This is a genomic window from Streptomyces lavendulae subsp. lavendulae, assembly GCF_002803845.1.
Taxonomy (GTDB): Bacteria; Actinomycetota; Actinomycetes; order Streptomycetales; family Streptomycetaceae; genus Streptomyces; species Streptomyces lavendulae.
Genome location: NZ_CP024985.1, coordinates 8,172,775 through 8,195,091, shown reverse-complemented (window position 1 = coordinate 8,195,091; position 22,317 = coordinate 8,172,775). Strand labels below are relative to the sequence as shown.

General features: G+C 71.0%; 21 protein-coding genes and 3 pseudogenes. 15 read left to right on the top strand and 9 right to left on the bottom strand.

Translation table 11 applies throughout. The features are described from left to right. The first annotated feature begins 30 nt into the window (after nt 1-30). Entirely contained in the window at nt 31-1,464 is a 1,434-nt protein-coding gene (locus tag SLAV_RS36915; protein WP_051840559.1) for an NAD(P)/FAD-dependent oxidoreductase, read from the top strand. Nucleotides 1,465-1,508: 44 nt separating this feature from the next. Here SLAV_RS36915 and SLAV_RS36910 read toward each other — a convergent pair whose 3' ends face one another. Beyond that, nucleotides 1,509-2,300, bottom strand: coding sequence for a hypothetical protein (locus tag SLAV_RS36910; protein WP_158740581.1), 792 nt, complete (start codon nt 2,298-2,300; stop codon nt 1,509-1,511). On the opposite strand from SLAV_RS36910, the pseudogene SLAV_RS36905 reads away from it, so the two are divergent. Then, a pseudogene (locus tag SLAV_RS36905) lies at nt 2,226-2,402 on the top strand (NUDIX domain-containing protein); the annotation flags it as partial. The gene SLAV_RS36910 and the pseudogene SLAV_RS36905 overlap by 75 nt on opposite strands. Before the next feature lie 192 nt (nt 2,403-2,594). Here SLAV_RS36905 and SLAV_RS36900 read toward each other — a convergent pair. The 3 genes from SLAV_RS36900 to SLAV_RS36890 all read right to left on the bottom strand — a co-directional run bounded on the left by SLAV_RS36900 (nt 2,595) and on the right by SLAV_RS36890 (nt 4,715). Beyond that, nucleotides 2,595-3,119, bottom strand: a complete 525-nt coding sequence (locus SLAV_RS36900) for a P-loop nucleotide/nucleoside kinase family protein (RefSeq protein ID WP_030227856.1) — start codon at nt 3,117-3,119, stop codon at nt 2,595-2,597. A 53-nt stretch (nt 3,120-3,172) separates the two neighbouring features. Then, a complete protein-coding gene (locus tag SLAV_RS36895; protein WP_078950214.1) occupies nt 3,173-4,033 on the bottom strand; it encodes an IS5 family transposase in 861 nt (286 codons plus the stop codon). A gap of 184 nt (nt 4,034-4,217) precedes the next feature. Beyond that, on the bottom strand, nt 4,218-4,715 hold the full coding sequence (locus SLAV_RS36890; protein ID WP_030227861.1) for a carboxymuconolactone decarboxylase family protein: 498 nt from the start codon (nt 4,713-4,715) through the stop codon (nt 4,218-4,220). Between the two features lie 100 nt (nt 4,716-4,815). Here SLAV_RS36890 and SLAV_RS36885 point away from each other — a divergent pair, with 100 nt between their 5' ends. Genes SLAV_RS36885 through SLAV_RS36875 form a run of 3 tightly spaced genes read left to right on the top strand, consistent with a single transcriptional unit; the run spans nt 4,816 to nt 6,766 of the window. Further along, the gene (locus SLAV_RS36885; RefSeq protein WP_030227863.1) at nt 4,816-5,763 is read left to right on the top strand and encodes a pirin family protein; all 948 of its coding nucleotides are present in this window, start codon (nt 4,816-4,818) and stop codon (nt 5,761-5,763) included. A gap of 25 nt (nt 5,764-5,788) precedes the next feature. Beyond that, on the top strand, nt 5,789-6,133 hold the full coding sequence (locus SLAV_RS36880) for a GNAT family N-acetyltransferase (protein WP_030227865.1): 345 nt from the start codon (nt 5,789-5,791) through the stop codon (nt 6,131-6,133). A 60-nt stretch (nt 6,134-6,193) separates the two neighbouring features. Beyond that, nucleotides 6,194-6,766, top strand: a complete 573-nt coding sequence (locus SLAV_RS36875; RefSeq protein WP_030227868.1) for an antibiotic biosynthesis monooxygenase — start codon at nt 6,194-6,196, stop codon at nt 6,764-6,766. On the opposite strand, the pseudogene SLAV_RS36870 reads toward SLAV_RS36875, so the two are convergent. Continuing rightward, a pseudogene (locus tag SLAV_RS36870) lies at nt 6,756-7,319 on the bottom strand (helix-turn-helix transcriptional regulator); the annotation flags it as partial. The gene SLAV_RS36875 and the pseudogene SLAV_RS36870 overlap by 11 nt on opposite strands. Nucleotides 7,320-7,471: 152 nt before the next feature. On the opposite strand from SLAV_RS36870, the gene SLAV_RS36865 reads away from it, so the two are divergent. Continuing rightward, on the top strand, nt 7,472-7,831 hold the full coding sequence (locus tag SLAV_RS36865) for a hypothetical protein (RefSeq protein WP_030227873.1): 360 nt from the start codon (nt 7,472-7,474) through the stop codon (nt 7,829-7,831). A gap of 67 nt (nt 7,832-7,898) precedes the next feature. Beyond that, nucleotides 7,899-8,066, top strand: a pseudogene (locus SLAV_RS42800) (IS5/IS1182 family transposase); the annotation flags it as partial. Nucleotides 8,067-8,069: 3 nt separating this feature from the next. On the opposite strand, the gene SLAV_RS36855 reads toward SLAV_RS42800, so the two are convergent. Next, on the bottom strand, nt 8,070-8,828 hold the full coding sequence (locus tag SLAV_RS36855; RefSeq protein ID WP_030227874.1) for a DsbA family protein: 759 nt from the start codon (nt 8,826-8,828) through the stop codon (nt 8,070-8,072). Nucleotides 8,829-8,975: 147 nt separating this feature from the next. Here SLAV_RS36855 and SLAV_RS36850 point away from each other — a divergent pair, with 147 nt between their 5' ends. From SLAV_RS36850 to SLAV_RS36830, 5 genes are all read left to right on the top strand, one after another. Then, on the top strand, nt 8,976-9,485 hold the full coding sequence (locus SLAV_RS36850; RefSeq protein WP_051840561.1) for a RidA family protein: 510 nt from the start codon (nt 8,976-8,978) through the stop codon (nt 9,483-9,485). A gap of 23 nt (nt 9,486-9,508) precedes the next feature. Then, entirely contained in the window at nt 9,509-9,664 is a 156-nt protein-coding gene (locus SLAV_RS41290) for a hypothetical protein (protein ID WP_158740583.1), read from the top strand. Between the two features lie 42 nt (nt 9,665-9,706). Next, a complete protein-coding gene (gene pip, locus SLAV_RS36845) occupies nt 9,707-10,672 on the top strand; it encodes a prolyl aminopeptidase (RefSeq protein ID WP_030227879.1) in 966 nt (321 codons plus the stop codon). Nucleotides 10,673-10,768: 96 nt separating this feature from the next. Beyond that, nucleotides 10,769-11,557, top strand: a complete 789-nt coding sequence (locus SLAV_RS36840; RefSeq protein WP_030227881.1) for a hypothetical protein — start codon at nt 10,769-10,771, stop codon at nt 11,555-11,557. 660 nt (nt 11,558-12,217) lie between these two features. After that, nucleotides 12,218-12,766 (top strand): RICIN domain-containing protein, encoded by a 549-nt coding sequence (locus tag SLAV_RS36830; protein ID WP_159038072.1) that lies wholly within the window; start codon nt 12,218-12,220, stop codon nt 12,764-12,766. 85 nt (nt 12,767-12,851) lie between these two features. Here SLAV_RS36830 and SLAV_RS36825 read toward each other — a convergent pair whose 3' ends face one another. Then, nucleotides 12,852-14,207 (bottom strand): erythromycin esterase family protein, encoded by a 1,356-nt coding sequence (locus SLAV_RS36825; RefSeq protein ID WP_037686702.1) that lies wholly within the window; start codon nt 14,205-14,207, stop codon nt 12,852-12,854. 270 nt (nt 14,208-14,477) lie between these two features. On the opposite strand from SLAV_RS36825, the gene SLAV_RS36820 reads away from it, so the two are divergent. Then, nucleotides 14,478-15,899, top strand: coding sequence for a cellulase family glycosylhydrolase (locus SLAV_RS36820; protein WP_030227887.1), 1,422 nt, complete (start codon nt 14,478-14,480; stop codon nt 15,897-15,899). 28 nt (nt 15,900-15,927) lie between these two features. On the opposite strand, the gene SLAV_RS36815 is transcribed toward SLAV_RS36820, so the two are convergent. Continuing rightward, complete coding sequence (locus SLAV_RS36815; RefSeq protein ID WP_063760264.1) at nt 15,928-18,000, bottom strand: CASTOR/POLLUX-related putative ion channel; 2,073 nt, start codon at nt 17,998-18,000, stop codon at nt 15,928-15,930. A 319-nt stretch (nt 18,001-18,319) separates the two neighbouring features. On the opposite strand from SLAV_RS36815, the gene SLAV_RS36810 reads away from it, so the two are divergent. Both SLAV_RS36810 and SLAV_RS36805 read left to right on the top strand, forming a co-directional pair. Then, nucleotides 18,320-20,380 carry an alpha-galactosidase gene (locus SLAV_RS36810; RefSeq protein WP_030227891.1) on the top strand — a complete coding sequence of 687 codons (2,061 nt, stop codon included), beginning with the start codon at nt 18,320-18,322 and terminating at the stop codon, nt 20,378-20,380. Further along, nucleotides 20,377-21,639, top strand: a complete 1,263-nt coding sequence (locus tag SLAV_RS36805) for an MFS transporter (protein WP_030227893.1) — start codon at nt 20,377-20,379, stop codon at nt 21,637-21,639. The genes SLAV_RS36810 and SLAV_RS36805 overlap by 4 nt, the downstream gene beginning before the upstream one ends. Here SLAV_RS36805 and SLAV_RS36800 read toward each other — a convergent pair. After that, complete coding sequence (locus tag SLAV_RS36800; protein WP_030227895.1) at nt 21,636-22,286, bottom strand: TetR/AcrR family transcriptional regulator; 651 nt, start codon at nt 22,284-22,286, stop codon at nt 21,636-21,638. The genes SLAV_RS36805 and SLAV_RS36800 overlap by 4 nt on opposite strands. Nucleotides 22,287-22,317 lie beyond the last annotated feature (31 nt).

The following is a 22,317-nucleotide window of genomic DNA, read 5'->3' as shown; positions in this document are numbered from 1 at the left end:
CGCCTCGGCGGCCCGCCAGAGAGCAGTCACATGACCCGCCCCAGCATCAGTTCCACGGCACCGGCACGCCAACGGGCCATCGTCATCGGCGGAAGTCTGGCCGGGACCCTGGCAGCCGCCGCGCTGCGTGAGGTGGTGGACGAGGTGCTCATCATCGAGAACGACGAACTGCCGGCCGTCCCGGGCCCTCGCAAGGGACTTCCCCAGGCGAGCCACGCGCACATGTTCTGGAGCAGCGGAGTGCGCGCCGCCGAGGCCCTTCTGCCCGGCGTCACCGACCGGTGGACGGCCGCGGGTGCGAACCGCATCCCCATCCCCACCGGCATGGTCGGGTTCACTCCCGAGGGCTGGCTCCGCCGCTGGACCGCCGAGACGGCCTTCCTGATCGCCTGCAGCCGTGACGTGCTCGACCACGCCGTACGCGACCTCGTGCTGGCCGACACCAGGGTGACCGTCCGCCAGCACACCCGCGTCGAGGGCCTCATCGGCACGGCCGCCCGCGTCACCGGCGTGCGCACCCGGGCGGCGGACGGCCGGGAAACCGACCTGGAGGCCGACTTCGTCGTCGACGCGAGCGGGCGGGGTTCGCGGACCCCGCGGTACCTGGCGGAGCTGGGGGTCCGACCCGCACCCGAGCGCTCCCTGGACCTCGGCCTGACGTATGCCAGCCGGGTCTTCCGCGCACCCGGGGGAACGGCCGGGTTCCCCATGGTCGTCGTGCAGTCGGACCCCCGGACGGCACGGCCCGGGCAGAGCGCCAGCATCCTGCCCATCGAGCACGGCCAGTGGATCGTCACCACGGCCGGAACCAGAGGGGGCGAGCCGACGGCGAGGAACGAGGACTTCGAGCCGTTCGCCCGCGGGCTGCGTCACCCCGTCATCGGAGAGATCATCTCGGACCTGGAGCCGCTGACGGACGTCACGGTCAACCGGAGCACGCGCAACACCCGTCGCCACTTCGAGAACGTCGGGAACTGGCCGGAGCGGTTCGTGGTGCTCGGCGACGCCCTGGCCGCGTTCAACCCCATCTACGGGCACGCCATGTCCGTGGCCGCCCAGGCCGCGCTCGTGCTCCGCGACCTCGCCGCGGCCGACGGAATCGACGCGCCCCGGCTCGCACGACGGGTCCAGAAGGCCATGGCCAAACCGGTCGCGGCGGCCTGGGACCTGGCACTCGGACACGACGTGTTCTACCCGGGAGCCCAGGGAAGCGCCCAGAGCACCCCGACGCGCAAGGACAAGGTCCTGTCCGCCTACACCTACCGCCTGCTGAGCACGTGCTGCGGGAACTCCACCATGACCAGGGACTTCTTCGACGTCACCTCACTCCAGGCCCCCCTGACCACTCTGGTCAGGCCGCGCGTCCTCCTCGGCGCCCTGCGCGGCCCGCTGCGCCCACCCTTGACCGAACCGCCCCTGACGGACCGGGAACTGGCGCTCGTCCGGACCACCGGCCCGAACTGAGCGACATCAGTGCCGATGCGACGGCCGGCAGTGGCCGGTCGGGTTCAGCGCCAGCCACCATGGCGAGGCTCCGCGTACTCGCCGAACAGCGGATCGAACGTCTGTCCGTCACCGGTCACGACGTAGTCCGGTTCGGTCTTCGAGGCGGCCGCCTGCAACCGGATGACGAGGTCGGCGACAGGCACGATGCGCAGCGACAGGGCTGCTGCCACCTGGGCGGCTTCGCTGTCGATGTCCGGGTTGTCCTTGTAGCGGGACCGTTCAAGGTGCTGGGCGGAGGCCTGCATGACCTCCAGATCACCACCGCCCGAGAAGGAGAGGCAGTCCCGCCATTCCAGCCCGATGATGATCTCCAGCGCGTCCGCCAGGTCATCGGCGAGCAGTCCGCCTTCCCCTTCGGAACTCGCGAACACCACAGGCCGGCGACCGTTCTGCTCGACACCCAGGAAGTACGCGCCACCGGCAGACTCCCCGGCGATCACCTCCAGCGGCGCACCCGAGGCGAGGCTCAGGTCATCCCCGTAGTACTTCCGGTGGATGTCGAAGCCGAACGACGACCGCAGCAGCAGATCGATCTCCGGGTTGGTCTGGATCAGGTCGAGCAGATGATCACTTGAGGTCATGGCACGGACAATAGCGAACGTCGCTGACGCGTCAGCGGCAGTACCGGCGGCCGTCCGTCGGCTGTGCCGGCGAAATCGCCGATCGGGCGGCGACAAGGGTTCATGCACCGGTTGCCGTACCGAGTGGAGGTTGTCGCCATGCCCGAGAAAGTCACGAAGGAGAAGGTCCTCGTCTACGTCGTACGTGACGGGCGCCTTCTCGTGTTCCGCCACAGCGACTACTCCTGCGAAGAGGTCGGCATCCAGGTCCCCGCAGGGAGCATCCGCCCCGGTGAAACCCCGGAAGCCGCCGCACTGCGCGAGGCACGCGAGGAGACCGGCCTGGCGGGATTCGAGATCGTCCGCAAGCTCGGCGAGACCGAGTACGACATCAGCCCGTACCGGTTCGAGATCCAGTCCGGCCGGGGCGCCCCGCTGGGGCGCCCTTCCGACTCGGGGCTGTCCGGCGGATCATCTCGGGCTGGTGCAGGCAGGCCCGGTACGGCTGATTGTCGTGGGCCGCAGCAGTCACGCGAACGACGGCCACCGGTCGGCGGCCCACTCCCGCCAGTCGACCCACCCGGGCGGCGGGCCGGCGCCCCTGCGGCCCTCCAGCTCCGCCGCGTCGGGCTCCTCGAAATGCGCGCGCCCGTGCAGGATGTCGGCCTCGGACATCGGCAACGTCTCCTCGGGGGTGGTCACCCAGCGGTGGGCGATACGGGTGCGTTGGGTCTCCTCGTCCACCGGCAGGTAGACCATGCGGAAGCACGCCCCCTCGGCCTCCACCAGCCAGCGGATCGCGGACCGTTCGTCCCGTGACCAGCAGCCGTAGTCCACGACGACGTCGGTGCCCAGTCTGACCGCCTCCAGGGCGAGCCAGAGCATGCGCCCCTCCAGCACGTCGCGCTTCCCGTCCGCCTCCGCCTCGCCGAACAGGGGGATCATCCAGTCGTCGGGCGTCAGACGCAGCGCGCCGTGCTCTGCGGCGAGCTGCCGAGCCCGTGTGGTCTTTCCGGCCCCTGGCAGGCCGACCATCAGGAACAACGTGGTCACCCCCAGATCGTGGCAGGGAAGCGAATCAGGAAGCCACCGTTTTATCCGTCCGATCACGGGCTGAGCCACAGGCGGAGGGATGCCGCGGTGACAGTACCGTGGAAGACGGAGGCGCGTTTGTCGTAGCGCGTAGCCACGGCGCGGAAGCGCTTGAGCCGGTTGATCGTGCGCTCGACCTCGTTGCGGCGCTTGTATCTCTCCTTGTCAAAGCCCGCCGGCCGGCCTCCTCGGCTTCCTCGGCGCCTGCGGTTGGCTCGCTGGTCCTTCGGTTCCGGGATGGTGTGTTTGATCTGGCGTCTGCGTAGGTAGCGGCGATTATCGCCGCCCAAGTGGTCGGGACGAGTGCGTGGATGCCCACCGCCGAGGCGCTTTACCCGGATGCGTTCGAGGACTGGGATCGGCTGCGGGCTGTCGCCCCACTGACCAGGAGTGATCAGCAGCGACAGAGGACGGAGACCACCTTCCCCGGCAAGGTGGATCTTGGAGGTCAGGCCGCCCCGCGAACGGCCGAGTCCTTCGTCGGGGCGGTGCTGCCGAGGTGTTGATCTCCGCTTGGGAACTCGCGGCGTCCTGCGCGGAGCTCCGGCAGCGTGCTGATGGGCTCGGCACGAGGTGGAGTCCACGCTCACCATGCTCCAGTCGATCTGGCCCCGGGCGTCGGCACCGGCCTGGACGGCTTGCACGGTCCGATCCCAGGTGCCGTCCGCCGACCACCGGAGGTGACGCTCATAGGCCGTTTTCCAGCTCCCGAACCGGTTCGGCAGATCCCACCAAGGGACTCCTGTGCGGATCCGGAACAAGATCCCGTTGATCACTGTTCGGTGGTCACTCCAACGCCCGGCCCGGCCCCCGGACTTCGGCAGAAGGGGCGCAAGTCGCGCCCACTCGTCATTCGTCAGATCGCCCCGCCCCACAAACCGCACAATGACCCCCACGCGAGGCGACCGTCACATGATCCGCCGGACAGGACCTAGCCACTCATCCGGTCACGGCAACAATCGATGAACCGCAGCCCAGAGCTGAGCCACACGGCCGAAGGGCTCTCCCTCCCTCTCGCTCCCCCGTCCCGGGCGGGGCGGGCGACGGCGTCGTAGCGGTTCAGCGGGCGGGGGTTTCCCGTACCGGGTGTTTGCTGAGGATCGAGACGCGGTTGAAGGCGTTGATCGTGATCGCCGCCCAGACCACGGCGGAGATCTCGTCGTCGTCCAGCACCTCCTGCGCCTGCGCGTACGCCCGCTCCTGGGCGAGGGCGTCGGCAGGGTGGGTGGTGGCCTCGGCCAGGGCGAGGGAGGCGCGCTCGCGGGCGGTGAAGAGCTCGGTGTCCCGCCAGGCGGCGAGCACGCCGAGGCGACGGGTCGTCTCCCCGGCGCGCAGCGCGGCCCGGGTGTGGACGTCAAGGCAGAATGCGCAGCCGTTGAGCTGGGACACGCGGATGTTGACCAGCTCGACCAGGAGCCGGTCAAGGCCGGCTTCGGCCGCCGTCGCGCGGACGGCGTCGGCGGTCCTGACCAGCGCCTGGTACACGGCGGGGCTCTGTTTGTCGAGGTAGATCCGGCCGTTGGTCCGATGGGTTCCCGCGGTCTGTGCCGTCTCCATCACCCGTGCTCCTTCGCCTGTTGTCCCGGGTTGCCTTCGGGACTATGATCACCCATAGTTGTTGAAATCGAAACTACTTTGGTGGGAGAGGGGCTGGGAGATGGATCACACGGAGGTTGAAGGCACGGCCAGGGTCGAGGTCGAGGTGCTCACCGCCCGGGACGTCCCGCTGGGCGGGCCGCGGGCGATGACCGTACGGCGCACCCTGCCGCAGCGGTCCCGGACGCTCATCGGGGCCTGGTGCTTCGCCGACCACTACGGCCCCGACCGGGTCGCCGACTCCGGAGGCATGGACGTCGCGCCCCACCCGCACACCGGACTCCAGACCGTCAGCTGGCTGTTCAGGGGGGAGATCGAGCACCGCGACAGCCTGGGCACGCACGCCTTCGTACGGCCCGGGGAGATCAACCTCATGACCGGTGGCCGCGGCATCAGCCACACGGAGGTCTCCACCCCCGCCACCACCGTGCTCCACGGCGTCCAGCTCTGGGTGGCCCTCCCCGGCGAACACCGTCACGCGCCGCGCGAGTTCCAGCACCACGCCCCCAGGCCGTTCCGCGTCGACGGCGCGGAGCTGCGGATCTTCCTGGGCACCCTCGCCGGCGACACCTCCCCCGTACGCACCTTCACCCCGCTCCTCGGCGCCGAGGTCCTGATCGACGCCGGGGCCACCGTCACCCTCGGCGTCGACCCCGGCTTCGAACACGGACTCCTCGTCGACGAGGGCGACGTCCGCCTCGACGGAACTCCCCTGCGCCCCGCGGAGCTCGGCTACGCCGCCCCCGGCCGCACCACCCTCACCCTCACCAACGACTCCGGCCACCCGGCCCGCACGGTCCTCCTGGGCGGCCCGCCCTTCGAGGAGGAGATCGTGATGTGGTGGAACTTCATCGGCCGCAGCCACCGGGACATCGCCCTGGCGCGGGAGGAATGGGAGCGCGCCTCCGACCGTTTCGGCACCGTCGGCGGCTACCCCGGCGAGCGGCTGCCCGCCCCCGCCCTGCCCAACGCCGTGATCGCACCCCGCAAGAACCCCTCCCGCCACTGACCCCCGCACCGAAAGGACCTCCGCCATGAGCGAGCAGACCACCACCGCCCCCGTCGTCCGCCGCGTCGACGACCGCCACCGCTACGAGATCCTCGTCGACGACCACCGCGCCGGCCTGACCGCCTACCGCGACCGCGACGGCCGGCGGGTCTTCTTCCACACCGAGGTCGACGACGCCTACGCCGGCCAGGGACTCGCCGCGATCCTCGTCGAGCAGGCACTGACCGACGTCCGCGCCTCCGGGTTGCGGATCGTGCCCGTCTGCCCGTACGTCGCCAAGTTCCTCACCAAGCACCGGGAGTTCGCGGACATCACCGACCCCGTCACCCCCGAGGTACTCACCTGGCTCGACGCCCGGCTGGGGCGCTGATTCCCCGGCGGAGGAGTGAGTAGAGTGTGCTCGGGCGCGGCATGATCACGAGGAGTACGTGTGACCGCGGTCAGCCTTGAGCACTCCACCGTCCCCGCCGACACCGGCGAGGTGACCCTCCTGATAGCCCGCCGGGTCGACCCCGGGTACGAGGCCGACTTCGAGCTGTGGGCGAAGGGCATCCTGGAGAGCGCGGCGGCCTTCCCCGGCCATCTGGGGTACGGGCTCTTCCGCTCCTCCGGCGGCGACGCCCCCTGGTTCCTCATCCACCGGTTCCGGGATGCGGAGGCCTGCCGCGCCTGGCAGGAGTCGCCCGAACGGGCGGCCTGGTTCGCCGACTGCCAGGGGCACCACCACACCGAGGTCGGCCGGCGCACCCTGACCGGCATGGAGACCTGGTTCGCCGAACCGGGCTCGATGCGGCCGGCGCCGCCCCGGTGGAAGATGGCGATCAGCGCGACCCTGGCGATCTACCCGATCTCCGTACTCGGCGGCTTCTTCCTCATGCCGCACCTGACCGCACTCCCCCTCCTGCTCAACAGCGCGATCACGGCCGCCGTCTTCAACGTGCTGATGACGTACGTCGCGATGCCCGTCGTGAGCCGACTCCTGCGCAGCTGGCTCACGCCGTAGCGGGCCCCGGCGGCGCTCCGTAGCGGGTGGCGATCTCCGCGGCGCGCTGTCGCAGGGAGTCGCGCAACCACTGCGGAGCCAGGGCTTCCGCGTGCGTGCCGAGGCGCCACAGCGCCCATTCGGCGTGCCTCGGATCCTGGAAGGTCGCCTCCAGCCGCAGTCGGCCGTCCGCGTCGGATTCCTCCGCGCGGACGGCCAGCGCGGTGCCCAGCAGGTCGTCCCGCCGCGCCGGGTCCACCCGTACCAGCACGGTGACTTGGTCGTCGCCGGTCCTGAAGCGTGGGCCGCGTTCCTGCCAGGCCCGGTCCAGATCGACCCGCTCCGGCCGCTGTGCCGGTTCGGCGAGTTCCTCGGCGGCCAGGATGCGGGACAGTCGGTAGGTGCGGTCCGCGCCGGACCGTGTGGCCAGCAAGTAGCCGTGCTCGCGCACGGTGACCAGGCCGATCGGGTCCACCGTGCGCCACTTCGGCGTCTGGTCCACGGCCGCGTAGTGGATGCGCAGTCGGTGTCCTGCGAACACCGCGCGCCGGATCTCGGCCGCGATGGTATCCGGCGCCCGCCTCTGACCCCGGTGCCGTCGGCCTGCCGAACCGGGTCACGGCGATGGTCGGGGTACGGAAACTGCGTGGCCGGCGAGTTCGCGGTGCCGGTATGGTCCGCTCTCCGACCTGCCGAACCGGCGAAGCGACCTACGTTCAGGGAACGATGCAGATGACCAGCCAGCAAGCGACGACGGCCCTGTGGCGTCCCACCGGCCCCAAGGAGCTGGATCTGGTTCGGGAGCTGAACTGGCGTGCCTGGCCGCCCCGGTTGCCCGAGCAGCCGATCTTCTACCCCGTCCTCAACGAGGACTACGCGGTCAGGATCGCGCGGGACTGGAACGTGAAGCACGATGGCGCCGGCTTCGTCACTCGTTTTGAGGTCGAGTCGGCGTTCTTGAGCCGGTATCCCGTCCAGCAGGCCGGCGGGCAGACGATCCTCGAACTCTGGGTTCCGGCCGAGGAACTGGACGATTTCAACGCCCACATCGTCGGCAAGATCCAGGTGGTCCACGAGTTCCGCTGAGGCGGGGAGGCTGGCGGAGGGAGCGCCGGCCGGTGCGATGGCCCAGCCTCGCAAGCGGTTCACCACGGCCGCCGTCGCCAGGACGCTCACCAACGCCGACGGCGGCCATCCCGGCACGGAACTCGTCATGCCCCGTCGTCGATGCACGGGCGAAGACCTGCCCGACCGGAAGGAAGCGCACAACAAGTCCCCCGAGCAGGCCCGAGCCCGCGTCGAGCACATCTTCGCCCGGATGCCCTCAGGTCCGCCGGTTCAATGCCTCGGGTCTGTCCTCGACCACGGCCAGCACGTCTGCGGCACGGTCCTCGTCGAAGAGGGCCTTGTAGTCTTCGCCGCCCAGCATCGTCCGGTTGATCACGATGGTGGGGGTACCCGGTCCGGCCGGATCATCCCCTGTCCGCTCGTACGCCGCCTGTGACGCGCTCACGAAATCGGTGTACTTCATGGTGGCCACTGCCCCGTCGAAGCTCTCACCGCGCAGCCCCGGCACCTGATCCGCGAGGCGCAGCAGGCGCTCCGTGGTGTACCCGCCGGACGCCTCGGTCTCCGCCTGGTGCTCCATCAGGACGGCGTGGTACTCGGCGAATTTCTGCACTTCAAGCGCGGCACGCAGCGCGTTGACCGCACGCTTGGAGCCGTCGCCGCCAAGCGTTTTGTCCTTGAAGGAAGCCAGGGTGTACGACGTCACCGTCTTGCGCTGGAGGGTGTGCGAGTGGATGGCCTTGGCTCCACTGGCCTCGAAGTCGGCGACGATCGGGCACCGTGGGTCCTCGTAGAGGCGAACGACCGTTCCGGCGTTCCGATCCCCCACCAAGATCGTCGTACCGTCCTCCAGCAGGGTCTCCGGCATGTCCGCGGTCGCCGCGTACGCATCCAGCGCGGGCCCGGGATCGGACTCCCAGTCCGGGAACATGTCCGGCACAAAAGCGATCGCCGCCGCCGCGATCGCCCCCCAGATGGCCGTATAAGCCAAAGGTCTGCCGTATTTGACCTGCATTGATTCCCTCCCCTTTCAGAATGCACACACTCTAGGGGCACCCCGAGAAGCAGCGACACGATCGGGTCGACTCCCGTACGAGGGGTTCTCCCTTCTGCCGTGGGAGCGTCGGTGCTCCGGGCTCCACCGGGGACGAAAGGACGAGGTATGACCAAGTCAGGGCGCAGGTTCGGTATCGGTGCCGTGGTGGCCGCGGTCGTGGCCGCGATGATCACCTTCACCGGACTGCAGGGAGCCAGCGCGCAGGACCAGGCACGCCGGGGCTGGGACCACTTCGGGTTCGGGGTGCCGTGGGAGGAGTCCTACGGGTACTCGCAGGGCATCCGGGCCGGGGACACGATCTACATCTCGGGGCAGGTGTCCCACGACGCGGCCGGGAACTTCGTGGGCGCCGGCGACTTCGAGAAGCAGGTGCGCACGTCGTTCGACAACCTGGACAAGGTGCTCGCGCACTACCGGGTCCCGCGCAGCCAGATCATCAGCATGAAGATCTTCACCAAGGACCTCCGCAAGAACTTCGACACAGCCGCCAGGCTGCACAAGGAGTACGTCGGCAACCACCGCACCACCGACACCATCGTCGGTGTCAGCGACATGTCGGTGCCCGAACAGCTCGTGGAGATCGAAGCCATCGTCCAGGTCTCACCGCGCTCCTGAGCAACGGGGCGGAGGTCAAGTGGGTGACGCTGGTCCTCGCGCTTCTGTCCGAGCGGCGCGAGGACCGGTCCGCCACCGGCAGCGGCGCCGCCGCGGTGCGGCTGCACGCCCGGGCCGGTGCGGGGTGCGGGGTGCGGGGTGCGGGCAAATCGGAAGACACCGTTCGTGTCACCGGATAGCCTCGCGAGGTCGTTCCCCCACACGTTGAGCAGGAGCCGGCCATGAGCACGCAGTTCCCGCCCGTCGAGCCTTACGCGCACGGGCTCCTCGATGTCGGGGACGGCAACCGGATCTACTGGGAGACGAGTGGTGATCCCGACGGGAAGCCGGCCCTGTGCGTGCACGGCGGTCCCGGCGGCGGAGGCCGCCGCGGCGGTCGCAGCCTGTTCGATCCCGCGGTCTACCGCATCGTCCTGTTCGACCAGCGCGGCTGCGGTGAGAGCCGGCCGCACGCTTCCGACCCGGCCGTCAGCCTCGATCACAACACCACCGAGCACCTGATCGCCGACATGGAGCGGCTGCGCGAGCATCTCGGCATCGAGCGTTGGCTCCTCTACGGCGGCTCCTGGGGCTCGACGCTGATCCTCGCCTACGCCGAGCGCTACCCGGAACGGGTCTCCGAGATCGTCATCGCCGGCGTCACCACGACCCGGCCCGAGGAAACCGATTGGCTCTACCACGGCGTCGGGCGCCTGCTGCCGGGCCCCTGGGAGGCGTTCCGTGACGCGCTGCCGGAGGCGGACCGGGGCGGCAACCTGGTGGCCGCCTACAACCGGCTGATCAACAGCACGGACGAGGCGGTCCGGATCAAGGCCGCACGGGACTGGTGCGCTTGGGAAGACGCGGTCATCGCGCACGAGGCACTCGGCACTCCCGGCGCGTACAGCGGCAAGCCCGACGACGCGCTGATGGCCTTCGTCCGGATCTGCGCCCACTACTTCGCGAACGACGCCTGGCTCGACGACGGGCAGCTCCTGCGCGACGCGGGCCGGCTGGCCGGGATCCCGGCGGTGCTGATCCACGGCCGACTCGACCTGGCGAGCCCGCTGAACACCGCGTGGGAGCTGGCCAAGGCATGGCCGGACGCGGAACTGAAGGTGCTCGACGACTCTGGCCACACGGGCAGTCCGGCGATGCGGAACGCGATCCTGGAGGCGACGGAGCGGTTCGGCAGGAGGGGGCGGTGACCGGCCCCCGCGCAGGAGGCTCGAATGGTCGCGGCTCACATCGGCAGAGCCGCTGCCACGGCCGGCGCTCGCCCCGGTGAGTGAGATCCTGAGCCGATGAACGAGACGTCCGCCGCTCGGGCGGCCGCCCGATGGCCGCTGGCCCCGGCCGGGGAAACCGATTGGCTTCGGGAACTGACCGACGACGACGGGCTCACCGGCTTCATGCCGCCCGGCCTGCCCGACGCCGCCTGGGTGCTCCACTCCATGTACGAACACGAACTCGGGCCGACCGACACGCCCTACCTCGCGTACCAACGGGCCGTACTGAACGGCGGCGAACCCGAGATCCTCCCGGGCCTCGACCCCGCGGACGTGTTCACCGGCACCGTGGGCGAACATCCCGGACCCCGCTGGCGCCGCCTGCGCTGGGCGGAGCTCTCGCGGCGGACCGGTGACCCCGTGGCACCTGAGGGGCGGCTGCCCTGCCACCGCTCCTTCCCTTCGCTCCGGGAGTCGGGCGGCTGGCCGGTCGGCATCTCGGGACCCTCCGAGGGCAGGCTGTACCGCGCCGACTGGAACCGGCTGGTCGACATGCTCACCGAACACAGCGCGCAAGGCCCGGACACCCGTTGTCTCGCCTACTACAACCCTCTGCTGCAAGGGGCGGAGGACTTCGACAACCTGCACGTGCGGGCCTGCACGCTCGCGGACGCCGCGGCGCTGTACGACCACCCCGGGGAAGACGGTTGGACCCCGTCCAACCTCTGGGCCCAGGACCGGTCCTGGGTCCTCTGCACGGACCACGACCTCTGGGCCACCAAGGTGGCCGGCCCCACAGCACTCGTCGAGGCGCTCCTCGACGACATGGAGATCGAGGCCCTACGACTGCCCTGGGCCACGTGATCCCGCCGCTGGGCAGGTGAATCGGATGACGACAGCCCGGCCGTCACCGAAGACCGGTGCCTCGGTACTGTCGTCGGTCCGGCTCCCGGCCGGGGGCGGGTGTCCGGCCATGGCAATGGACTGCCCGCCGGCCTCCGCGCAGTCGCCCCTCGGTGACCCTCGCGGCCCCCACCCCGGCCCTGGCGGAACAGGTCGTTCTTCCGGAGCGGTCGGCCTCGGCGGCCGCGATGGACTGTCCCCGGCCGCGGGCCCCCGATCCCGTCGCCCTTCTCTGCGTAAGCCGGACGCTCGTGCGGCCCTGAGGCGGACGCAGTGTTCGCGGGCTGCGGTGTCGGACGCGTTTTCGAGGTTGCCGATGTCGTGGCCCCATGCCCTCAGCGCGTCCAGGGCGCGGTCCCGGTGAGGCCGGGCCGTACTGGCGGCCCGGACAGCGGACTCCCTGACCACCAGGTCAGGGTCGGTGAGGCGTTCCAGCGCCGCGGGTCGGGCTCAACGCGGCTGTGGGTCATGGGCGGAGGCTATTGCGTCATCGGCTCCACGCAGACCCTGCACCTCCACCGGGCCCTAAAACCCATCGATTCGCACACCTGTTCCTATATGCTGCCAGCGCACCACCAAAGTCCTTTCCCTCCAAGCAACTTGCTCCCCAGGGAGGCTTCAGTGAAGCACTTGATCGCACGCATGACGTGCACGCTCGGACTGCTGCTCGGCAGCCTGGCCGCGACGGCCGCCCCGGCCGGCGCGGCCCCCGCCACCAACATGACCACCGTCACCAACCTGGCCGGCGGATCGTGTCTGGAGATGCCCGGTTGGACCGGCCAACCGGGCGCCCAGGCCGCCGTGTGGGGCTGCAACGACGGCGACAACCAGAACTGGGTCTTCAACAGCATGGGCGGTGGCTTCTTCCAGATCGTCAACCGCTCCTCCGGCCAGTGCCTGGAGCTGGCCGGGCTGCCGCCGACGACCTCCAACGGCACGGCGGTCACGCAGTGGCCGTGCAACAACGGCCGCAACCAGCTCTGGTGGTTCGACCACTGGCGCAACGTCAACGGCCAGGCCACGGCGGAGCTCAAGAGCGCCTACACCGGGTGTCTGGAGATCAACGGCTGGCAGGCGGGCACCTGGGGCACGGGGGCGCAGCTGTGGGGCTGCAACAACGGCGACAACCAGCGCTGGGCCTTCGCGCACGACTTCATCTTCAACCACTGACGGGCCCGTCGGCCTGAACCCGTGTCGATCCGCCCGGTGGTTCTCCCGAGTGTCCGCACTCGCCGAGGACCGCCGGGCGGAGCAGTCAGAGGCTGGTGGCCGCGTGGACCTGGTTCAGGTGGATGAGGACGTCGTAGGCCCCGGTGATGGCGAGGGTGGGGAGCGGGTCCTTCTTGAAGGTCGAGCCCGCCTCGTAGATGGGACGGGGGGTGTCCAGCCAGGTGCGGCCCGCCGCGGGCAGGGTGCGCAGGTCGAGGTAGTAGTCGCGGTGGCGCACCCGGCCGAGGGTGTGCTCCTGCATGTCGGGGGTGGCGGCGGGGACGGTGACCTCGCTCCAGGGGCTGCCGAGCGTGGTCGCGGTGAGGAACGATCCGCGGCCGAAGGTGAAGCCGATGGCGGCGTAGTCGCGGCCGAGGGCCTCGCGCAGGAAAGCGCCCTGGGTCTTGGGGTACATCACCGGGTCACTGGACAGGTAGCCCACGTGGCCGTTGTGCGCCGAGAGCAGCATCTTGTCTCCCGTCCGACGCTGCCACCAGGCGGTGTTGTCGGCCATGACCCGGTCGCGGAAGTGCTCCGCGGCGGACACCGATGCCGGGTCGGACAGGTCGAGCGAGGCGAACGCGAAGGTCTGGGCGATGCTTCGGGCGTGCTGCTCGGCCCATTCGTAGGCGTCGCCTCCCGCTCCCTTGAGCCCGGTGACCAGGTCGAAGGCCTGTTGGGCCGTGGCGGCGTCGAGGCGGCGTTCGGCGACGGGCTTGCGCAGGTGGGCGAAGACGTCGTCGAGGGGGCGCAGGCGCGCGTACAGCTCCTCCAGGCGCGCGACGTCCTGGGGGCGACTCGCGCGGACGTACGAGAGCACCCGGTCGAACACGGCGTCGCCGAGCCGGGGGGCGCCGATGTCGTTGCCCATGAAGTGGACCTTCCGGCCGGGGTGACGGTCGTTGTACCGCCGCATCCAGGCGATGAGGCTGACGAACTCCTCCCGCTCCCAGGGCGATCCGGCCAGCGTCTCCTTGGCTATCCGCCGGGCGTCGCCGGGGCCGCCCTGAAGGTACTCGTCGATCCGCAGGCCGGCCGTCCAGCTCATCTCCAGGGCGAAGGTGGTGAATCCCCTCTCCTCGACGAGGTGGCTGAAGACGCGTTGCTTCATGGCGAAGAACTCGTGGGAGCCGTGGGTCGCCTCGCCCAGTCCGACCACCCTGGCTTCGCCGATCATGGCGTCCAGGGCCCGCAGGTCGGCGGTGTTGCCGCCCGGCTCCGTCGAGCGCAGGGGGTGGGCCGCCCGCTCCAGCGCGCGGAGCGCTTCGGCCTGTCGGCCTGTCGTCCCCGTGGGGGCGGGTGCAGCGGCGGCCGCGGGGGCCAGCAGGGCCGTGGTCGCGAGTCCGGCCGTCGCGGCGAGCAGCAGCCTCCGTCGGCCGATCACCCGGTCGTGCGCTGTCATGTTGAACTCCTCGGCTCGTTCTTGTCCCCCTGCGGTGAAACGATCATGGCCTGGGGTGGAAACGGACCGCACTGAGGGCTCCCCCCGGGTTCGAACGGGGGATATCCCCCCTTTGCGACGTTCGAGGGGCCGATCGGCCCCCGCGATCGGCCGCGGGGCCGAAGTTCCACCAACTGACAAGAATCTCTGGGAAGTTGGCCCACTCGCCAGTAACATCCGACCCGCCAGTAGCCCGCCGCCCGAGCAGCCACCCCCGAAAGGGTCCCCTGCATGCGCTTGACCTCCCGCGTCGCCCCCGCCGCCCTCGCCGCCGTGGCCGTCCTCCTGCTCGGTGTCCTCCCCGCGCAGGCCCAGGCCCGTCCCGACCGCTCCCCCGACCGGGTCACGGTCGGTGACCGTACCTACATCGCCGACGGGCAAGGACGCGCGCTCCAGTGGCGCGGCTTCAACCTCGCCGACAAGAGCAGCCGGGGCGCGAACGCGTTCGCCGACATCCACGAGAGCGACCTCAAGGACATGGCGGCGCGGGGCTTCAACCTCGCGCGCCTCGCGTTCTTCTGGGACGACCTCGAACCCTCCCCCGGCCACTACGACCGCGGCTACCTCGCCAAGATGCGCCGCATCCTCGACTGGGCGGACCGCTACCACGTCAAGGTCGTCCTCGACGCCCACCAGGACGTGTACGGACCCCACTTCGGCTCCCGCGGCGTCCCCGACTGGGCCACCCGCGACGAGGGGCTGCCGTTCACGCCGATCCCCGACGACTGGTTCTCCGAGTACTTCGAGCCGTCCGTACAGACCGCCTTCGACCACCTGTACAAGGACGCCGACCTCCGTGCCGCGCACGCCCGCATGTGGCTGACGGTCGCCTCCGCCCTGGGCGGGCATCCGGCGCTGCTCGGCTACGACCTGATGAACGAGCCGTTCGCGAAGTTCCTCGAAGGCGAGGACCTCCCCGCCGCCGCGGCCCGCTTCGAGTCCACCGAGCTCACGGAGCTGTGGAACCGCCTCGCGCGGGCGATCCGCCTGGTCGACCACCGGTCGTGGGTGTTCGTCGAACCCACCGTCATCGTCGGTGTCGGCGTCCCGACGCAGTTGGGCCGCATCGACGACCCGCACGCCGGATACGCGCCGCACTTCTACGAGACCTCGATGGAAACCGGCGCCGACTACGACCCCAACGGCACCTTCATCCCCGCCTACGAGGCCGCGATCAGCGACTACCCGACCCGCAACCGCATGCCGGTGATCGTCGGCGAGTGGGGCGGCAACCCCTACGTCCCGCACGCGAGCCAGTTCGTCAACGACATGACGGCCTCCATGGACCGCTTCGCCAGCGGCTGGACGTGGTGGCAGTGGTGCCGGGGCGGCGGCTACTGCTTCCTCGACCAGACGGGCGCGGTGAAGCCCAACGCCCGGCTGCTCGTCCAGCCCTACGCGCGGGCCGTCGCGGGCGACCCGCTCGCGTTCGCGTACGACCCGGCCACCCGCACCTACACGCTCGCCTTCCGCACCCGCGACAGCGCGGAGGGCCCGACCCAGATCACGGTGCCCCGGGACACGTACCCGGGCGGCTACCGCGTCGACGTCAAGGGCGGCAGGGCCAGTTGGGACGACCACGGCCAGACCCTCACCCTGAACACCCGCGGCCGGGCCGGGGCCACCTACAAGGTCACGATCAGCCCGAGGTAGCCCACCCGCCCCGTACCGCCCGGCCGTGTCACCAGCCGCCGCCCGGGCCGTCGTCCCTCCCGGGGGGCCGGCCCGGCAGTCCGCCGGCGCGCGCTCCGGGGACGGTGCGGCACCGTTCGCGGTGCGTGGTGGCCCCGGCGCCCGGGGCGAGGACGATCACCGAGTCCTCGGGGCCGAAGGCCAGCCGCTCCCGCTTGTCGGGGTTCAGCCGCACCCCGTACGAGGGGCCCTGCGCAACGGCTTCGTGGAGCCGGTAGCCGATGACGCAGTGCCCCTGGCGGCGGCCGGACTCCACGACCGTGGCGAATCCGACCGGGTACCCCGGCCGGACGTACTCCGTCGCGGGTCTCAGGTGGATGGTGTCGCCGTCGGCCGAGAACAGGCCGTCGAAGACGGCGGCGAGGTGCCGGTTCTCCGCGATCTGCGTCATCAGCAGACTGATGAGCCGGCCACCGACGATGAAGTCCGCACCCTCCCGGGCGGGAGCCAGCAACCGGCTCCGGTCGTCCGTCATCTCGGTCACGACGGCCAGATCGCGACCGGCCGCCTCCTCCAGCGCGCGCAGGTGGAGGAGGGTCACCAGGGTCCTGTCGTCGCCCGTGAGCGCGCCGGGGGCGGTGTCCCGGACGTCGTACCCGAGGACGACGGCCCGGTCGAAGGACAGTACGTCCAGGTCGTCCAGGACCCGCGGATCGGTGATGTCGCCGCGGTGGACGTCGACGCGCATCCGCCGGTCCGGCGCCCGGGCGCAGCGGTCGGCCTCACGGAGGCACTCCTCGCCCTCGGCCATGACCACGAGTACGGATCCGGGCGGCACGGACGCGTCGAGCTGGTCGATGATCAGCGGGGCGCGGTGGTTCCAGCCGAGCAGCAGGAAGCGCTCCGGGGGCCGGAGTGTCCGGGGCGGTGCGACGATCGCCCGTCCGTCCACGGCGAGCGGCTCGGCGGCCGGGGTGGCGGTGTCGTCGTCCTCGGTGATCAGGACGATCCGGTCGCCTTCGCCCAGCACGCTGTCGGTGGCGGGGTTGAGTTCGAGGCGGCTCCGGCCGGATCCGCCGAGTCCGTCGGCGTCCTCGTCCGCCCGGCTCCCGGCGCGGCGCAGGAGACCGATGACGCTGGACGTGTCGTACGCGAGGAGCAGTTCGCCGAAGGTGCGTCCCGTCAGGGTGGGGTCCGCCACGGTGTAGATCTCGTCGCCGTCGAAGTCCAGCAGTTCCTGGTAGACGAGGGAGAGTCCGGGCTCGCAGCAGGTCTGGGCGACGAGCCGGGCGGTCACGTCCTCGATGTCCAGCACCTTGCCGCGGGGACCCGCGGCGAGGTCCGCCGCGCGTTTGTGGCGGCCGTCGCGGACCGCCGCGACCACGGCGGGGCTGCCCCGGCCGCGGACGGCGGCGTCCACGGCGAGCAGTGTCTTGACCACGTGGGCGTCACCGTCCTCGCCCTCGTGGGTGAGGACCAGCACGGCGCGGGCCGATTCGGGGCTGACGAGGGAGACGACAGCGGGGTCGGTGGTGACGCCGCTGCGGCAGATCAGCCGGGTGTGGCCGAGCCGGCCGACGGCGGTGGCGATCTCGTCCTCCATCTCCGCCTTGTCCTTGGGGCCCAGGACGGCGATGACGGCCCTGCGCCGGTTGGAGTTGGCCTCGACCAGTTCGGAGATGATCGGGAACACCTGGTCGGACCAGCCGAGCAGCACCGTGTGCCGCGCCTCCAGGACGGTGGACCGGCCGCGGCGCAGGGCCAGGACCTTGTCGTTGAGTCCGTTGGTGATGAGGCTGACGAGGGTGGAGACGAACAGCAGGGCGACGAGGGCCAGCAGGACCGACATGAGCACGTACAGGGGGCGGCCGACGGCGCCGCCGATCTTCAGCGTCTGGCCCACGCTCACCCACACGGCCACGACCTGCTCCGACCAGGTGGTGGGCCCGTCCTGTCTGGCCCACACCAGGGCCGCGCTCGCCGGGACCACGATGGCCAGGCACATGAGGGTGAGCCAGCCGATCAGCACGGCGGTGCCGCGGGCCACGATGGTGTCGAACCAGTAGCGCAGCCGCGGCCAGGCGGGGCTCGCGCGTCGGGCGGTGGTCCTGCGTCCCGTCAACCGGAGTCCCTTGCTGGGCTGGGATGCCGGAGCGGACGCTGAGCTGCGTTCGGTCTGCCCGGCATCGGCGGTTTTGTACGGGCTCCAGGTTAGTGGTGCGGGTACGCACCCGAGCGGCGCAGCCGGGAACTCCGCCCTACGCGTGACGGTTCGCCCCTTCTTTCGTACTCCGGTGCCGGGGCGCGGTCCCCGTCAGGTGCGGTTCGGGGGCGATCCTTTTCCCTTCCCAACACCGGCCCCCGTCAGGGTGGTTGGCGTCGCAGGTGCGCTCCCGTAGCATACGCGCAAAACATGAGCCCTACTCACATTGAGGCCGCGTGTGATCACCTACGATTCCGAAGCCCGTCTGTGGCTGCTGAGCACGCCCGGCACCTCCTACGCCCTGCGACTGGACGCGGACGACGTCCCCCGGCACGTGCACTGGGGCCGGCCGCTGACCCTGGAGCAGGCCGTCGTGATCGCGGCCGACCTGCCCGCCGAGGACCCCGGCGGTGACGACCCCGGCGGCGAGGAGTACGCCGTCGAGGGCGGGCTGCGGTTCGGGGCGCCGTCGCTGACCGTCCGGTTCGACGACGGCGTCCGCGGCTTCGAGTGGCGGTTCGTCTCGCACCGGGCCGAGGGAGGCCTGCTCACCCTCTCCTTCACCGACCGCGTCCGCTCCCTCGGCCTCGACCTGCACTACCGGATCCGGGACGGCCACGACCAGATCGAGCGCTGGGCGGTCCTCACCGCGGACGAGCCGGTGGACGTCCTGCGCTTCGACTCCGCGGCCTGGACCCTGCCCGCCCGCGACGACTACCGGGTCAGCCACGTGGTGGGAGAGTGGGGCAGGGAGTTCCAGCTGCGGCGCGACCGGGTGCCCGTCGGGGAGACGGTGTTCACCAGCCGGCGCGGCATCACGGGGCAGCACGCCGGACCCTGGCTGATGCTCGACGCGCACGACGCCGCCGAGGAGCACGGCGAGGTCTGGAGCACGGCCCTGGCCTGGAGCGGCAGCCGCCGGATCACCCTGCGCCGCGACCCCTACGGCCGCGCCTCCTGGACCGGGGGCTTCGGCCACGAGGGCCTCGTCTGGAAGCTGCTCCCCGGCGAGCGACTGGAGACCCCCGCCTTCACCGGGCTGTACGCCCCCGACGGCTTCGGCGGCACCAGCCGCCGCTGGCACGCCTACGTCGAGGACCAGGTACTGCCCGACCGGCCGGCCGAACGCCCGCTGGTCTTCAACTCGTGGGAGGCGACCGAGTTCGACATCGGCGAGGAGCAGCAGACCGAACTGGCCGGACTGGCCGCGGGGCTCGGCGTCGAAGTCTTCGTGGTGGACGACGCCTGGTTCGGCGCCCGCACCGGCGACGCAGCCGGGCTCGGCGACTGGTGGCCCAACCCCGACCGCTTCCCGGACGGCCTGGGCCCGCTCGCCGACCGCGTGCGCGCGCTGGGCATGGGCTTCGGCCTGTGGGTCGAGCCCGAGGCGGTCAACCCCGACAGCGACCTGTTCCGCGCGCATCCCGACTGGATCCTGTGCCAGGAGGGCCGCAGGCGCACGCAGGGCCGCAACCAGCACGTGCTGAACTTCGCCCGCCGCGACGTCCGCGAATGGGCGGTCGAGTGGCTGGTCAGGACCGTCACCGAGCTGGACGTCGTCTTCCTCAAATGGGACATGAACCGGTCGTTCAGCGAGGCGGGGCAGCCGGGGGCCGCCGATCCGGACCGGGTCTGGATCGAGCACACGCGCGGCGTCTACGAGGTGATGGACCGGCTGCGCGCCGCCCGTCCCGGCCTGTACCTGGAGTCGTGCGCGGGCGGCGGCGGGCGGGCCGACCTGGGCGTGCTGGCCCGCGCCGACCAGGTCTGGACCTCCGACAACACCGACGCCGCCGAACGGGTCGCGATCCAGCACGGCCACTGCCAGCTGCTGCCGGCCCGGACCATGGGCGCCTGGGTCACCGACAGCCCCAACGCTTTCACCGCCCGCCCGGCCCCGGTCCGGTACCGCTTCCACGTCTCCATGGCCGGGGCCATGGGCATCGGCGGCGACCTGCGCACATGGAGCGAGGACGAGCTGGCCTGGGCCCGGGCGCTGGTCGAGCAGTACAAGCGGATCCGGCCCGTGGTGCACGGCGGCGCCCTGTACCGCCTGGGAGACGACGCCGTGCAGTACCTCACCGGGGACGAGGTCGTCGTCTTCCGGTTCCGGCCGTCCGGGCTGGACCGCACCGTCGCCCGCACCCGGCTCAAGGGACTCGACCACCGTGCCCGTTACCGGGACGAGGACACCGGGGCCGTCCACGAGGGCGCCGTCCTGCTCGGCCACGGCCTCCCGCCGCTGCTGTCCTTCGACTGCACGAGCGAGCTCGTCCACCTCAGGAGAGTGCCCCGATGAGCCTCGCCCCCGCACGGCCCGAGGCCCTCGCCGAGCCGACCCGCAAGGTCGGCCCCGGCTGGATCCTCCTGTACGTGCTGGCCAACACCGGGCTGTTCATACCGATGCAGGTGCCGACCACGTTCCTGATGCCCGCGCAGATCGCCGAGATCGATCCGGCGGGGAAGGTCGGCGGTTACGCCTGGGTCAGCATGATGGGCGCGATCTCGGGCATCGTCATCGCCCCGCTGGCCGGCGCGCTCTGTGACCGCACCACCGGCCGTCTCGGCCGCCGCCGCCCGTGGATGGCCGCGGGCGCGCTGGCCTGCGCGGCGGCACTGGTCTTCACCGGGATCCAGACGACCGTCGCCGGGATCGCGCTCGGCTCTCTCGTGCTCTCCGCCTCCTTCATGATCATCGGGGCCGGGATCGCCCCGGTGGTACCCGACCGGGTCCCCGTCGCACAACGCGGGGTGGTGCTGGGCTGGGCCACGGTCCCGCAGGCCGGCGGCATGATCGCGGGCGGGCTGCTGCTCGGACTCGTCTCGGGCTTCTCCGCGCAGTACGCGCTGATGGCCGCGTTCCCGCTGCTGATCGTGGTGTTCGCGGCCGTCATGAAGGACCCGCCGCTTCCCCCCGGGCACCGCGAGCCGTTCTCGCTGCGCGCGTTCCTGGCCGGCTACCGGATCAGCCCGCGCGAACACCCCGACTTCGTCTGGGCGATGGGCTCCCGGTTCGTCATGGGGCTGGGCTACGGCCTGGGCACGCTCTACATGCCGTACTTCCTGGACGACGTCCTGCACTACGAGCAGCTGTTCCCCGGCCGGTCCACCGAGGACGGCCTGCTCGTCGTGGTCGGCGTCAACTGCCTGGCCACCGTCTCGACGGTCGTCCTCAGCGGCTGGCTCTCCGACCGGCTGGGCAGGCGCCGCATGCTCGTCTTCGTCGGCGGCCTCACCATGGCCGTCGCCGCGGTCCCGCTCGCCCTGTCGCCCACCTGGACCATGACGCTGGTCGCGGCCGTCATCCTGGGCCTGGGCTACGGCGTGTACCTGGCCGTCGACACGGCCCTGGTCACCGAGGTGCTGCCGGCCTCGGCGGACCGCGGCAAGGACATGGCCCTGGCCAACCTGATGGCCTCCCTGCCCTACGTCCTGGTCCCCCCGATCGCCTCCGTCGTGCTCGGGGACCTGGGGGGCTACCCCTCGTTGTTCCTCTGTTCCGCGGCCATGTCCGCGCTGGGCGCGGTACTGGTCTGGAAGGTCAGGGGCGTCCGCTAGTGCGCTTCCCGGCCCGCCCCGAGCGAGCGGATCCGATCGTTGAGGTAGCTGTTGAGGACGCGTTTGCACTCGGCGATCAGCTGGGGGTCGCCCTGCGGATCGGTGCGGAACGCGAGTCTCAGCACGCCGTCCGCGCATTCCAGGGCCACCCGGACGGCGATCTCCAGTTCGGCGTCGTCCCGCACGCCGGACAGGGACGCGGTCAGCGAGCGCAGCCGTCCGGCGACGGCCGTGTTGTTGTCCAGGGCCGGATCGAGGGTGTGGTCCCGGCCCACGGCCCCGAAGTCGACCACGCCGAAACCGGGGACCGTCCGGCGCATGGCCACGTACTCCTCCACGGCCACCTCGACGACGCCCGGGATGTCCTGCGGGTTCTCGCGCTCCAGCCGGACCGCGACCCGCTCCAGGAAGGCCTCCAGGTTCCGGGTGGCGAGCGCGCCGATCAGCCCCTCCTGGTCGGAGAAGAACTGGTAGAGGGTGCCGATGGACACCTCGGCCCTGCGCGCCACTTCCTTGGTGGTCAGAGCGGCGTAGCCGACCTCGTCCAGCAGTTCGGCGCAGGCGTCCAGCAGCCGTTGGAAACGTTCGGCGCTGCGCTTCTGCACGGGCTGGCGGCGCAGGGTCCCCGGGGTGCGGTCTTGGTTCACGGTTCCATCATCCCACCGGGAGAACTAACAT